Consider the following 13,411-nt stretch of genomic DNA (forward strand, 5'->3'; position numbering starts at 1 on the left):
GTGCGGGGACACCGACCGAGTAAAGGTGCCTGCCCCGCCACCATCAACCGCTTCGTGACACCGACCGGCGAGAAGTCCGGGACTGCGGTCCCGGTGTCCGATCGGCGGTCAGAGCTTGAAGGTTGCCGTCGGGATCGTCGTGGTCAGGTCCTTGATCACCTGTGTGGCGTCGTCCTCGGTGATCTGGTGGGTGGCAACCCGCTGGGCCAGGTGGTGCGCATCGCAGCGCCGGGCCATGTCGTGCCGCGCCGGGATCGACAGGAATGCCCGCGTGTCGTCGATGAAGCCCGACCCCTTGTAGTAGCCGGCGCTGTCGGTCACGGCGTCACGGAACCGCAGGATCGCCTGCGGGGTGTCGATGAACCACCACGGCACCCCCGCGTACACGGCGGGGTAGAAGCCGGCCAACGGTCCGACCTCGCGGCTGAACACCGTCTCGTCGACGGTGAACAGCACCAGGTGCAGGTTGGGGTGGGTGCCGAACGCGTTCAGCAGCGGCTCCAGCGGCTTGGTGAACGACGCCACGTCGGGGAAGTCGCAGCCGACGTCGGCCCCGTACGCCTTGAAGCTCGCCCGGTGGTGGTTGCGGATCACGCCCGGGTGCAACTGCATCACCAGCCCGTCCTCGACCGACATCTCGGCGAACCGGTACAGCATGTTGTGCCGGTACGCGATCGCCTCGGCCTCGGTGACGGTGCCGTTCAACCCGGCGGCGTGGATCCGCTCCGCCTCGGCCGGCTCCAGTGGCGTCGAGCCGGCGTCCGGCAGCCCGGAGTCGGTCGCGGTGGCACCGTGCTCGATGAAGTGCTGCCGGCTGGCCCGCATCGCGGCCAACAATCCTTCGTAGGTACGGCAGTCCGCGCCGTCGACGGCGTTCTCCAGGTCGTCCAGTGCCGGCAACCACCGGGCTCCACTCGGATCGGTGAAGCGGTCCGCCCGCCAGGTCGGCAGCACCCGGCCGCTGAACGACCCGTCGTCGGCCAGCGCCTTGTGTGCAGCAAGATCATCTGCCGGGTCGTCGGTGGTCGCCATCACCTCGATCTTGAACCGGTCGAACAGCGCGCGCGGACGGAACGCGTCATCGGCCAGCCGGGCCGAGACCTGGTCGTAGATCGCGTCGGCGTTGTCGGCACCGAGGGTCTCGGTGACGTCGAACAGCTCGGCGAGCTCGTGCTCCATCCAGTAACGGACCGGGGTTCCGTGGTAGCGGAACCAGTTCTCGGCCAGTCGCCGCCAGATCTCGCGGGGCTCGGCGTCGGACGGGGTGCCGTTCTTCGTGCGGCCGACCGCGTCGCCGTCGATCCCGGCACCCGAGAACAGCATCCGGGTCACGTAGTGATCAGGAGTGATCAACAACTCGGCCGGGTCGCCGAACGGCTCGTTGTCCAACAGCAGCAGGGGATTGACGTGTCCGTGCGGGGAGATGATCGGCAGCGACGCGACCTCGTCGTACAACCGTCGGGCCACCTCGCGGGTGGTCGGATCAGCCGGCAGCAGCCGATCGGGATGTGGGGTGAACTGGGTCGCCATGATGATCTCCTCGACGGTCCGGTACGCGGATCACCTCACTCTATGACGCCACCGCCGCGGGCGGCACCCCACCCACCCGCGATGTCGACTAGGGTCAAGATCGTGAACACGACGCGGCGCCCGGCCGACGGCGCTCCGATCTGCAGGGGTGGGAATCGATGACCGACTGGAAGTTCTCCTACTTCACCTGCGCCACGCCCGACTGGACACCCGCCGAGGCGGTGACCAACCTCGCCGCCCAGGGCTGGGACGGCGTCGAGTGGCGGGTCACCGACGATCCCGGAGCCGACACCGTCGGCTTCTGGGCCGGCAATCGCGCCACCTGGCCGATGACCGGACTCGAGGAGAACATCCCCGCGATGCGGGCCACGGCCGCCGACGCCGGCCTGGAGGTGTCGGGGATCGGGGCGTACGCCAATTGCCACGACCGCGAAGGAGTCGAACGCGTGCTCGCCGCCACCGCGGCGCTCGGCGTCCGACAGGCGCGGGTCACCGTCCCCGGGGTCGGCGACGCCGAGACCTACCCCGAGGTGTTCGACGCCGCCAGGGCCGCGTACGCCTGGGTGGCCGAGCGGGCCGCCCACCACGGGGTGAAGGCGTTGGTCGAGCTGCACCACCGCACCGTCACCGCGTCCGCCAGCTCGGCGATGCGACTGCTCGACGGTCTGGACCCGGCCCACGTCGGTGTCATCCACGACATGGGCAACCTCGTCTGTGAGGGTTGGGAGCGGCCGAAGTGGGCGGCACAGCTGCTCGGCGAGTACCTGGCCCACATCCACGTCAAGAACGCCCTGTTCGTGCAGACCGGCACCGACCCGGACGGTACGGTCAACCACGAGCCGAAGATGGTGCCCCTGCAGTCCGGCCAGGTCGACCTGCGGACCTACCTGGCCGAGATCACCTCCACCGGTTACACCGGCTGGATCACCTGTGAGGACTTCTCCACCGAGCTCCCGCTCGCCGAGCGGAGTGCCGCCAACCTCGCCTATCTGAAGGAGTGTGCGCCGTGACCGACGCCCGCATCGTCCACCTCGGCCTGGGTGCCTTCTTCCGCGCCCATCAGGCCTGGTACACCCAGCTCGCCAACGACCTCGGCGGCGAACAGTGGGGGATCAACGCCCTCACCGGACGCCGCCCCGACGCCGCGGAGGTGCTGTCGGCCCAGGGCTGCCGCTACACCCTGCTGGAGCGCGGCCCCGACGGCGACACCCCGATCGACATCCGCAGCATCGTCGCCGCCGGACACGGTGCCGACCCGGCGGTCTACCAGGCCGCGATCGCCGACGAGAAGGTCGCGCTGGTCACCTCCACGATCACCGAGAAGGGCTACCTCGTCGACCCGGCCGATCATGAGCGGATCGGGACGGAGGCGCCGGTCTCGGCGATCGGGCGGCTGGTCGACGGGCTGCGCGTCCGGATGGAACGCTCCGGCGCCCCGATCGCCGTCGTCCCCTGCGACAACCTGACCGCGAACGGCAGCCACACCGCCAAGATCGTCGGCGAGCTCGCCGAGCGGACCGACCCTGCGCTCGCGGAGTGGATCGGCCAGCACGTCAGCTTCGTGTCGACCATGGTCGACCGGATCACCCCGGCCACCACCGACGCCGACATCGCCGACGTGCAGCGGCTGGTCGGCTGGCAGGACCGCTCCCCGGTGATCACCGAACCGTTCAGCGAATGGGTGCTCGCGGGCAACTTCCCCGGCGGCCGGCCCGCCTGGGAGCAGGTCGGTGCCACCATCGTCGACGACGTCGAGCCGTACGAGCAGCGCAAGCTCTGGCTGCTCAACGGCGCCCATTCCCTGCTCGCCTACCTCGGGCTGTCCCGCGGGCACGAGACCATCGCCCAGGCGATGGGCGACGACACCTGCGTGCAGGCCGTCCACCAGGTCTGGGCCGACGCGGCACCGTGCCTGCCGTTCGACGAGGCCGAGATCACCGCGGCCACCGACGCGCTGACCGATCGCTTCACCAACGCCAACATCCAGCACCGACTGGCCCAGATCGCCGGTGACGGTTCGCAGAAGCTGCCGGTCCGGTTCGTGTCGGTGCAGCGGGCCCGGCTGGCCGGTGGCCTCGGCATCGGACAGGCCTTCCCGACCGTGGTGGCCGCCTGGCTCAAGCACCTGGCCACCGACCTGGTCAACGATCCCGAGGTCGCCCCGTTGCAGACCGAGCTGGCCGGACTCTCCGACCCGACCGACCGTGCCGTGGCGACGCTGCGCTTCCTCGACGACGAGCTGGCCCAGGACTCCGAGCTGGTCGCCGACATCGTTGCGGCGGGCTGACCCGGGCATGCCCGCCCAGCCGCGGACCGAGGCCATCGCCAAGGTCCCCTTCCTGTTCGGGGCTGCGCGCGCCGTCGCGCTGCCCGGGCCCGTGTTGGTGCGGCTGATGACCGAACTCGGCGGTACGCAGGCCGCGGCGAAGGGCCTGCTGCACCGGCTGGTGCGGTACGGCCAGCTGTCACTGACCCGGCACGGCCGCGTCGGGGTGTACCGGATGGCCGGCGACATGTTGCGCGGCTTCGAGGCGCTGCGCGGGGAGATGACGGTCCCGCCCGAGCCCGCCGGTTGGGACGGTCGGTTCCACATGTTGGTGTACGACATCCCCGAGGTTCGGCGCGACTTCCGCGACATGTTCCGTGGGGCGGCGCAGCGGAACGGCTACCGGCAACTGCGCGCCGGGGTCCTGGTGAGCCCGTACGACCACACCGGGGACCCGTCCGACCTGTCCGAGGTGATCAGTCGGATCCGCGACACCGACGGCATGGTCCTCGAGGCCGGCTGGTGGGAGCCCGAGAACGCTGCCGACGTGTTCGACCGGGCCTGGCAGCTCGCCGAGGTGGCCGACCGGTTCCGGCGGGTCGCCGCCGGGATGCGCCGGACCGCTGCCGAGGCCCACCGACTGAGCGGTGAGGACGCCTTGGTGGCGTTGCACGAGGCGAGTGGCGAGGCCTACCTCGCGATGTTGTCCGATCGACCGGTGCCCGACGACGTGTTGCCGGCCGACTGGCCACGGCCGGAGCTGATGGCCGCACTGGCGGAACTGAACCAGCGGTTGTGGCCGGTGGCGGCCCGCCACGTCGCCGAGGTCATCGCCGAGTCCGGGCACGCCGACCTGGTCGAGGCCGACCCGGCGTGGCCGGCCTGACCCTGCCCGAGCAAGGTCAGCCGAGGGCGAGCCCCACCACGCAGAGCACGATGTTGGTCACCACGAGCACCCCGCTCACCACCAGCCCGGCCACCGGGATCCTGGGCAACGTCAGTGGCTCGTACGGCTGGTCGGCGACACCCTTGACCCGGGCGAAGATGTTGGCCATCGGCGCGAACACCAGGACGCCCATGCTGGCCATGATCACCGCGATCTGGTCGCCCGGCGGGAGGTCGACCGCTGCCACGGTGAGATAGAGGAAGGTGAACGCGGTCTGCAGCAGCATGCCGAAGAGCCAGGCGAACAGTCCGAGGGCGTTGCGGTCACCGGTCTCGGTCCCCGCATGACGGATCAGGTGCGGCGCGAACAGCCGCGCGTTGAGGAACATGCCGCCGACCCCGATCAGGCACAGCAGGATGCTGACCCAGACCGGCGCCCCCAACACCTGCATGGACGACCCGGTGTCACCGACCCCGAACGGGGTGATGACGAGGTAGGTCACACCCTCCTGGGTCGAGCAGAAGGCGAAGAACAACCACAACAGGTGGGGGAAACCGCCCCGGCGGCGAAAGGGTAGCCAGAACGTCATCGCCAACCCCGACACCAGGCTGAACGCCGGTGCCGACAGGGCCATGATCGCGTACTCGACCGGTGTCGGGGACCCGACGTGGTCGACGGCGAAGGCGACCATCGTGGACGGGAACCCGAGCGCCGCGCCGGCCACCAGGTGGACGAACTCGTGCACCATGATCATCGCGGTCAGCCCGGCGAACGCTGCCAGCACGGAGTTGAACAGCAGGGCGCGCCGCCGCTGCTTGCGCTCCGGGCTGTCGGTGGGCGGTGACTCGGCGGGTGCGTCGGTGGCGGTCATGGCGACACCCTGCCACATTCCGGTTCAGTTCTGTTGTCGTGACGTGGATCGTGATGAAACGTTCAGGTTCTCGACAGGTGCCGGTCGCGGAGTGGTGGTCGACGTCGTCGTGGCGCGGGGCGAGGCCACCCGCGCCTGCGCACGTTGGGCCGCGGTGACGGTCGCGATGTCGGTCGAGCCGGGCTCGGGATCCTCCTCGGCGTCGAAGTGGAGGAACACCGCCGACAACGGCCCGACGGTCACCTCCGCACTCTGCTCGAAACCGTGACTCGGCACCTCGACGGTGCTGACCCGGCCCAGGTTGCCGTACGAGCCGGTGCCGTCGAAGTCGTCGGTGTCGGTGTTGAGGAGCTCGGTCCACACCCCCGCGGCCGGTAGGCCGATCCGGACGTCCTGCCGCGGCACGGGGGAGAAGTTGATCACGCAGGCGATGATGTCGCCCGCCCCGTCGAACCGCAGGTAGGAGTACAGGTTGTCCGCGGCGTTGTCGGCGTCGATCCACCGGAACCCCGACGGGTCGGTGTCGGCCCGCCACAGTGCCGGGTGTTCCCGGTAGATGCGGTTCAGCTCCGCCACCGTCCGCAGCACCGCCCGGTGGCCCCACTGGTCGGACTCCTGCCAGTCGATGCCGCGCTCCTCGGAGAACTCGCGGCGTTGGGCGAACTCGGTGCCCATGAAGATCAACTGCTTGCCCGGGTGGCTCCACATGAACGCGTAGTACGCCTTGAGGGTGGCGAACTTGCGCCACGGGTCCTCCGGCACCCGTTCGTACATCGACCCCTTGCCGTGCACCACCTCGTCGTGGCTGATCGGCAGCACGAAGTTCTCCGAGTAGCTGTACGTCATCGAGAACGTGAGCTCGTGGTGGTGGTACGAGCGATGCTCCGGTCGTCGGCCCAGGTAGCCGAGCGAGTCGTTCATCCAGCCCATGTTCCACTTGAACCCGAAGCCGAGGCCACCCTGGTCGACCCGTCGGGTCACGCCCGGATAGGTGGTCGACTCCTCGGCGATCATGGTCACCCCGGGCTTGCGGGCGTACAGGTGCGAGTTGACCTCCTGCAGCAGGGAGATCGCCTCCAGGTTCTCCCGCCCGCCGTGGACGTTGGGCTCCCAGCCGCCGTCGGGTCGGGAGTAGTCGAGGTAGAGCATCGAGGCGACCGCATCGACCCGCAGCGCGTCGATGTGGAACTGGTCGACCCACCACAAGGCGTTCGACAGCAGGAAGGACCGCACCTCGGGCCGGCCGAAGTCGAAGATGTAGGAGCCCCAGTCGGGGTGCCAACCGCGGCGCGGGTCCGGGTGCTCGTACAGTGCGGTGCCGTCGAACTTGGCCAGTGCCCACTCGTCGGTGGCGAAGTGGCCCGGCACCCAGTCCATGATCACTCCGATCCCGGCCCGGTGCAGGGAGTCAACCAGGTAACGGAAGTCGTCGGGGGTGCCGAGCCGCGACTGCGGGGCGAAGAAGCCGGTCACGTGGTAGCCCCACGAGCCGCGGTACGGGTGCTCGGCGACCGGCAGGAACTCGACGTGGGTGAACCCCATCGCGGTGACGTGGGCCACCAGCTCGTCGGCGAGCTGGGAGTAGCCGAGGCCGGGCCGCCAGGAGCCGAGGTGGACCTCGTAGACGCTCATCGGGGCCGCGTGGAACTGGGTCTCGCCGCGGTACCAGAGCCAGTCGTCGTCGTTCCACCGGTAGCCGGACTCGTAGACGATGCTGGCGGTGTGCGGGGCCGACTCGCAGAACCGGGCCATCGGATCGGCCTTGGTCAACCAGCTGCCGTCGGCGGTCTGCACCTCGAACTTGTAGAGCGCACCGCTGCCGACACCCTCGCAGAAGGTGGCCCAGATGCCGGTGCCTTCGATCCGTTCCAGCCAGGTCCGGTCACCCTGCCAGCCGTTGAAGTCACCGACCAGGCGGACGGCTTGGGCATTGGGCGCCCACACCGAGAACCGGGTGCCGCGGACGCGGCGGCCGTCGACCTCGGCGTCGAGCACCACGGCGCCGAGCCGTCGCCACAGCTCGGTGTCGTGGCCCTGGCCGAAGCCGGTGAAGTCAACGGCGGACAGGTGCGGCACGGTCATGGTTCCTCCTGTGTCGGGGTGCCGGCCAGCCGGGCTGCATCAGCCAGCGGGATCGGTACCCAGGTGGGACGGTTGCGGGTCTCGTACACGACCTCGTACGCGGCGCGGTCGGCTTCGTAGGCGTCGAGTGGCCCTGTCGCGTCGACGGGGCCGTCACCGCCGGTGTAGCCGGCGAGGAAGGCATTGCGGCAGTCGGTGAGCCACCGTCGACGCGCGTCGGCATCGAGGTCCGGCACCTCGTCGAGGTCGGGCTGGGCCACCGCATAACTGAAGGATCGCAGCACCCCGGCGACGTCACGCCAGGGGGAGTCGGGTCGGGCCCGTTCGGCCAACCCCTTGGCCGGTTCCCCCTCGAAGTCGATCACCTTCCACCCGTTCGGGGTGATCATGGTCTGGCCGAGGTGGCAGTCGCCGTGGATGCGTTGTACGCCGACGGCTCCGGCGGCGAGCCGGTCGAAGCAGCGACGCAGCCCGGCCACGTGGGGGAGCAGGTCGGGGGCGGCCGTGGCGTACCGGTCGAGCTGGTCGCCCATCGACGCCGCGAGGGCGCCACCGTCGACGACATCGGTGCCGAATGCATCGGCGAGGTCGGCGTGCACGCGGGCCAGCGTCCGTCCCAGTTCCCCTGCCCGGTCGGCGAAGCCGGTGCCGGCGCGCAGCGAGTCCAGCGCGGCCTGCCAGCCGTCGGTCGCCGCCGGGAGCTGTTCGACCACCATGGCCAGGTCGGCAGCCATGGTCAGGTCTGCCGTGCCGGTTGTCAGGTCTGTCCTGCCGGCCGGCCACGTCGCGCTCACCCACCCGTCGAGCCGGGCGACGTCGGTGCTGCCGCGCTCGGCGAGCACCCGGTGCACCTCGATGTCGAGGTTGCGGCCCGGTTCGAGCCGACGGAACAACTTGAGCAGGTAGGCGTTGCCGTACAGCAGTGAGGTGTTGGACTGCTCGCCGGCGAACCGGTGCGCGGAATCGACCGCAGGCAAGGAATCGAGGACGGTGACGGTCAGCTCACCGACCTCGCCGACCTTGTCTACCTCGCCGACCTCGTCGCGGAGTCGGGGCGCGGCCCGTACGGCCTCCCACAACAGCAGCCGGGCCTGCGGGTCGGCGGTCGCGTCACCGACCGGCAGCGCCCCGTGCCCGGGCACCTCGACCTGCCCCCACGGCTCGACCACCGCCGGCCCGTACGCCAACAGGAGTTGGTAGAACTCGCCGTCCCCGTCGTCGTAGCCGACGTCGGCGACCACCGCCTGGACGGCCACCTGACCTCCCGGCGGCACCAACCACGGCAACGGGGTGAGCCCACGCAACCGTGCCGGGCGGCCCTTCCCGCCGAACCAGCGAGCGGTCCGGAGGTGGCGCCAGCACAGGTCCTGCGCGTTCATCGCGGACTCAGGGCGTCGCCGCGCGGGAGACCACCAGCACGTGCGCCGGCCGGTCCGGAGTCAACCGGACGTAGTTGCGGGCCCCCCAGGTCCACCGCGCGTCGCCGAGCGCGTCGAACACGGTGAAGGAGTCGGTCGGCGCCAATCCGAGCCGGGCCATGTCGAGGGTCACCTCACCGACCACCTGGTCGCGGTGCGGATCGAGCGAGCAGACCACGATGACCGTGTCATCGGAACCGTCGGGATTCACGTCCCGCTTGGAGAAGACGATCATCTCCCCGTCGGAGGCGACGTCGTGGAAGTGGACGTCACGCAGCTGCTGCAGGGCCGGGTGGGCACGCCGGATCGCGTTCAGCCGGGTGAGCAACGGCTGCAGTGAGTCCCCGGCGGCCAGGGCCCCGGCGAAGTCACGCGGCCGGTACTCGTACTTCTCGGAGTTGAGGTACTCCTCGCCGCCGATCCGCAGCGGCTCGTTCTCGTACAGCTCGAACCCGGAGTAGACCCCCCACACCGGCACCAGGGTGGCGCCCAGCACCGCCCTGATCACGAACGCCGGTCGACCACCGTGCTGCAGGAAGGTCGGGTTGATGTCGGGGGTGTTGACGAAGAAGTTCGGCCGCATGAACGCGTCGGTGACCGTCGACAACTCGGTCAGGTACTCCTCGATCTCCTCGGCGGTGTTGCGCCAGGTGAAGTAGCTGTACGACTGCTGGTAGCCGATCTTGCCGAGCAGTTGCATCATCTCGGGCCGGGTGAACGCCTCGGCCAGGAAGATCACGTCCGGGTCGGTCCGGCGCACCTCGGCGAGCAGCCACGCCCAGAAGTCGAGTGGCTTGGTGTGCGGGTTGTCGACCCGGAAGATCCGAACCCCGTGGTCGATCCAGAGCCGTACCACCCGCAGCACCTCGGCGTAGATGCCGTCGGGGTCACGGTCGAAGTTGATCGGGTAGATGTCCTGGTACTTCTTCGGTGGGTTCTCCGCGTACGCGATGGTGCCGTCGACCCGCTCGGTGAACCACTCCCGGTGGTCGCGGACCCACGGGTGGTCGGGGCTGGCCTGCAGTGCGAGGTCCAGCGCCACCTCCAACCCGAGCTCCTTGGCCCGGGCGACGAACGCGTCGAAGTCGTCGAAGTCGCCGAGGTCGGGGTGGATCGTGTCGTGCCCACCCTCGGCGGCCCCGATCGCCCACGGCGAACCGGGGTCGTGCGGCCCGGGGGTGAGGGTGTTGTTGGGACCCTTGCGGTGCGCGGTCCCGATCGGGTGGATCGGCGGCAGGTAGACCACGTCGAAGCCCATCGCCGCCGCGGCCTCCAACCGTTCGTACGAGCTGGCGAAGGTGCCCGAACGCCACGAGCCGTCGGGCTGCTGCGTCGCCCCCTGGGAGCGGGGGAAGAATTCGTACCACGCGGCGAACCCGGCGGCCCGACGGTCGGTGAACAGTTCGTAGGTCTCGCTGCGGGTCAGCAACGGTCGTGGCGCGTACCGCTCCATCCACCCGTCGATCTCGTCGGTCAGCACCAACGCCAGCCGGTCCTCCACCTGGCTCGGGGCGGCGAGTGCCCGGGCCGCCTCGGTGAGGCTCGCGGCGGCCTCACCGTCACCGGCCGCGGTCGCGCGTTCGGCGGCAGCGGTGAAGATCACCACCCCCTCGGCGCAGACCAGCGCGGTGTCGATGCCGGCCGGGATCTTGATCTCGGCGTGGTGCACCCAGGTGTGCCACGGGTCGTCCCAGGCCTCGACGTGGAACCGCCACGGCCCGGTGGCGTCGGGTCGCACCCACGCCTCCCACCGGTCGAAGCCCTTGGGTTCGCAGGGCTTCATCAGGTGCTCGGTGGTTCTGCCGTCCGGGCCGGTCAGCTGCACCGCACACCGGACCGCATCGTGCCCCTCGCGGAACACGGTCGCCCGGATCGGGAGCCGTTCCCCGACGAAGGCCTTGGCCGGGTAGGCGCCCTGTTCGATCACCGGGGACACTTTGGTGATGGGGATGCGTCCCACGCCGGGACGGCTCTGCCTGGTGGAGGTCACGAGTCCAACGTATCGCTTGACGACAGAGAGGAGCCACAGTGCCCGAGACGCCGGTTGACCTGAGACTCAGCGCAGATGAGGCGCTGGTGCTGTTCGAGTTGTTGCATCGCTGGGAGGACGGTGACTTCTACGATCAGGCCGAGCTGGAGCCAGGGGAGGCCACGGCGTTGTGGGCGGTGTCGGGTGCCTTGGAGAAGGTGCTGGTCGAACCCTTCGAGTCCGACTACGAGACCCAGGTGGCCCGGGCGCGGCAACGTCTGCACCGACGTGGCGGAGCCTGACCGCCGGGCTGATCAGAGGCGTGCCTGCAACAGCACGACCGTGCGACCCGGCAGCGTCAGCTCGGCGCCCGCGGGCAACACCTGCTTGCTGAATTCGTCCTCGGTGCCGGTGTGCGCGCGGACCGTCCACTCGATCGCCCACGGGTCGGCCGGCAGCCGTACGGTGACCGGCTCGGCTCCGCTGTGGTACCAGGTCAGGAAGGCGGTCTGCTCGTCGGAGGTGTACACGCCGAGGTGTCGACGGCCGCCGTCGTCCCAGTCGTCCTGGGTCATCTCGGTGTTGCCGGCACCGGAGAACCAGGCCAGGTTCTTGCGTCCGTCGCCGACCGGTTGGCCGTGTCGGTACACGCCGGGTCGCAGCACCGGGTGGAAGGCACGCAGGTCGAGGAGGGTCGCGGTCAGCTCGTGCAGGTCGGACCACTCGTCCCGGGTGTCCCAGTGGACCCATGAGATCGGCCCGTCCTGGCAGTAGGCGTTGTTGTTCCCGCCCTGGGTGCGACCGAACTCGTCACCGGCGGTGATCATCGGCACCCCGGTCGACAGCAGCAGGGTGGCGAGGATGTTCTTGGCCTGCCGATGGCGCAGCGCGTTGACCTCGGGGTCGTCGGTGTCACCCTCGTGGCCGCAGTTCCATGATCGGTTGTCGTCCGACCCGTCGCGGTTGTCCTCACCGTTGTCGTCGTTGTGCTTGTCGTTGTAGCTGACCAGGTCGCGCAGGGTCATGCCGTCGTGGGCGGTGACGAAGTTGATCGAGGCACCCGGACCGCGGTCCTCGGCGAAGGTGCCGGGTGACCCGCACAACCGTTCGCCGATGCCCCGCACCCCGTGGGTGGCCCCGCGCCAGAAGTCGCGCACGTAGCCGCGATAGGTGTCGTTCCACTCGCTCCACGGATGGCCGAAGTTGCCGACCTGGTAGCCGTACGGGCCGACGTCCCACGGCTCGGCGATGATCTTGACGTCGCGCAGCACCGGATCCTCGGCGATCGCCTTGGCGAAGGAGCCGTCGGTCACCACGTGGTGGTCGCGGTCACGCATCAACGTGGTGGCCAGGTCGAACCGGAAGCCGTCGACGCCCATCTCGGTCACCCAGTAGCGCAGCGAGTCCATGATCAACCGGAGCACCCCGGGCTGGGAGGTGTCGACGGAGTTGCCGGTGCCGGTGACGTCGTAGTCGTTGCGCTGGTCGTCGGTGAGCCGGTAGTAGCCGGCGTGGTCGATGCCTCGGAACGCCAGCGTCGGGCCCTCGTGGCCGCCTTCGCCGGTGTGGTTGTAGACGACGTCGAGGATGACCTCGATGCCGGCCTCGTGGTAGGCGCTGACCATCCGCTTGAACTCGGTGACCTGTTCTCCGGTGGTGCCGACCGAGCCGTACGCCGAATGCGGGGCGAAGAAGCCGAGGGTGTTGTAGCCCCAGTAGTTCGACAGGCCCCGTCCGATCAGGAAGGGCTCGGACACGAACTGGTGGATCGGCAACAGTTCCACCGCGGTGATGCCGAGTTCCTTCAGGTAGTCCAGCACCGCCGGGTACGCCATCCCGGCGTAGGTGCCACGCAGGTGCTCGGGCACCGCCGGATGAAGTCGGGTGAATCCCTTGACGTGGACCTCGTAGATCACCGACTCGCTCAGCGGCAACCGGTGCCGGATCGGCGTCGGGGGAGGGGAGTCGGCGACCACCACGCTCAACGGGACGGCGAAGGCCGAGTCGGTCTCGTCGGGCAGGAAGTCGTCACCCTCGGGGTGGTCCCGGATCGGCCCGGCGTAGTCGACGCCGGCGGTGATCGCGCGGGCGTACGGGTCGAGCAGCAGCTTGGCGGGGTTGAACCGCTTGCCGTTGTCGGGATCCCACTCGCCGTGCACCCGGTAGCCGTACCGCTGCTCGGCCTCGACGCCGGGGACGTGGATCGTCCACACGCCGTCGGGGGCCAAGGTCATGTCGTGGTTCTGCTGGGTCCGGTCGGCGTCGACCAGCGCCAACTCGACGCGGCTGGCGCGCGGCGCCCACAGGGCGAACCGGGTGCCGCCACCGTCGACGTGGGCGCCGAGGACGGTGGTGTCCGCAGGCGTGGGCAGGTCGGGCGACGGCATGT

Annotated in this window: 10 protein-coding genes; 4 read left to right on the plus strand and 6 right to left on the minus strand. The window is 69.7% G+C overall.

Translation table 11 applies throughout. The features are described from left to right. Nucleotides 1–108 precede the first annotated feature (108 nt). Nucleotides 109–1,530, minus strand: a complete 1,422-nt coding sequence (uxaC, locus tag ACQBAU_RS08660) for a glucuronate isomerase (protein ID WP_465256545.1) — start codon at nt 1,528–1,530, stop codon at nt 109–111. A gap of 158 nt (nt 1,531–1,688) precedes the next feature. On the opposite strand from uxaC, the gene ACQBAU_RS08665 reads away from it, so the two are divergent. From ACQBAU_RS08665 to ACQBAU_RS08675, 3 genes are read left to right on the plus strand one after another with little or no spacing between them, the layout of a single operon-like run. Continuing rightward, nucleotides 1,689–2,540, plus strand: coding sequence for a sugar phosphate isomerase/epimerase family protein (locus ACQBAU_RS08665; protein WP_434550333.1), 852 nt, complete (start codon nt 1,689–1,691; stop codon nt 2,538–2,540). Beyond that, complete coding sequence (locus ACQBAU_RS08670) at nt 2,537–3,817, plus strand: mannitol dehydrogenase family protein (protein WP_434550332.1); 1,281 nt, start codon at nt 2,537–2,539, stop codon at nt 3,815–3,817. Before ACQBAU_RS08665 ends, ACQBAU_RS08670 begins: the two co-directional genes overlap by 4 nt. A 7-nt stretch (nt 3,818–3,824) precedes the next feature. After that, nucleotides 3,825–4,682: a PaaX family transcriptional regulator C-terminal domain-containing protein gene (locus tag ACQBAU_RS08675; RefSeq protein WP_434550331.1), complete on the plus strand. Its 858-nt coding sequence runs from the start codon at nt 3,825–3,827 to the stop codon at nt 4,680–4,682. Nucleotides 4,683–4,698: 16 nt separating this feature from the next. Here ACQBAU_RS08675 and ACQBAU_RS08680 read toward each other — a convergent pair whose 3' ends face one another. From ACQBAU_RS08680 to ACQBAU_RS08695, 4 genes are read right to left on the minus strand one after another with little or no spacing between them, the layout of a single operon-like run. Beyond that, on the minus strand, nt 4,699–5,553 hold the full coding sequence (locus ACQBAU_RS08680) for a hypothetical protein (protein ID WP_465256546.1): 855 nt from the start codon (nt 5,551–5,553) through the stop codon (nt 4,699–4,701). A 24-nt stretch (nt 5,554–5,577) separates the two neighbouring features. Continuing rightward, nucleotides 5,578–7,635 carry a 1,4-alpha-glucan branching protein GlgB gene (gene glgB / locus ACQBAU_RS08685; RefSeq protein ID WP_434550329.1) on the minus strand — a complete coding sequence of 686 codons (2,058 nt, stop codon included), beginning with the start codon at nt 7,633–7,635 and terminating at the stop codon, nt 5,578–5,580. Then, nucleotides 7,632–9,014, minus strand: coding sequence for a maltokinase N-terminal cap-like domain-containing protein (locus ACQBAU_RS08690; RefSeq protein ID WP_465256547.1), 1,383 nt, complete (start codon nt 9,012–9,014; stop codon nt 7,632–7,634). Before ACQBAU_RS08690 ends, glgB begins: the two co-directional genes overlap by 4 nt. A gap of 7 nt (nt 9,015–9,021) precedes the next feature. Beyond that, complete coding sequence (locus ACQBAU_RS08695; protein ID WP_465259486.1) at nt 9,022–10,980, minus strand: alpha-1,4-glucan--maltose-1-phosphate maltosyltransferase; 1,959 nt, start codon at nt 10,978–10,980, stop codon at nt 9,022–9,024. A gap of 101 nt (nt 10,981–11,081) precedes the next feature. Between ACQBAU_RS08695 and ACQBAU_RS08700 the strand changes: the two genes are divergently transcribed. Further along, nucleotides 11,082–11,324 (plus strand): hypothetical protein, encoded by a 243-nt coding sequence (locus tag ACQBAU_RS08700; RefSeq protein WP_465256548.1) that lies wholly within the window; start codon nt 11,082–11,084, stop codon nt 11,322–11,324. Nucleotides 11,325–11,336: 12 nt separating this feature from the next. On the opposite strand, the gene glgX is transcribed toward ACQBAU_RS08700, so the two are convergent. After that, entirely contained in the window at nt 11,337–13,409 is a 2,073-nt protein-coding gene (gene glgX, locus ACQBAU_RS08705) for a glycogen debranching protein GlgX (protein WP_465256549.1), read from the minus strand. Nucleotides 13,410–13,411: the final 2 nt, after the last annotated feature.

This window comes from Carbonicoccus niuqiaonis (genome assembly GCF_050157065.1).
Lineage (GTDB): Bacteria > Actinomycetota > Actinomycetes > Propionibacteriales > Propionibacteriaceae > Avipropionibacterium.

Coding starts and splice junctions, on each gene's coding strand:
- uxaC (WP_465256545.1), bottom strand. CDS start 1,530: ATGGCGACCCAGTTCACCCCACATCCCGATCGGCTGCTGCCGGCTGAT.
- ACQBAU_RS08665 (WP_434550333.1), top strand. CDS start 1,689: ATGACCGACTGGAAGTTCTCCTACTTCACCTGCGCCACGCCCGACTGG.
- ACQBAU_RS08675 (WP_434550331.1), top strand. CDS start 3,825: ATGCCCGCCCAGCCGCGGACCGAGGCCATCGCCAAGGTCCCCTTCCTG.
- ACQBAU_RS08680 (WP_465256546.1), bottom strand. CDS start 5,553: ATGACCGCCACCGACGCACCCGCCGAGTCACCGCCCACCGACAGCCCG.
- glgB (WP_434550329.1), bottom strand. CDS start 7,635: ATGACCGTGCCGCACCTGTCCGCCGTTGACTTCACCGGCTTCGGCCAG.
- ACQBAU_RS08690 (WP_465256547.1), bottom strand. CDS start 9,014: ATGAACGCGCAGGACCTGTGCTGGCGCCACCTCCGGACCGCTCGCTGG.
- glgX (WP_465256549.1), bottom strand. CDS start 13,409: ATGCCGTCGCCCGACCTGCCCACGCCTGCGGACACCACCGTCCTCGGC.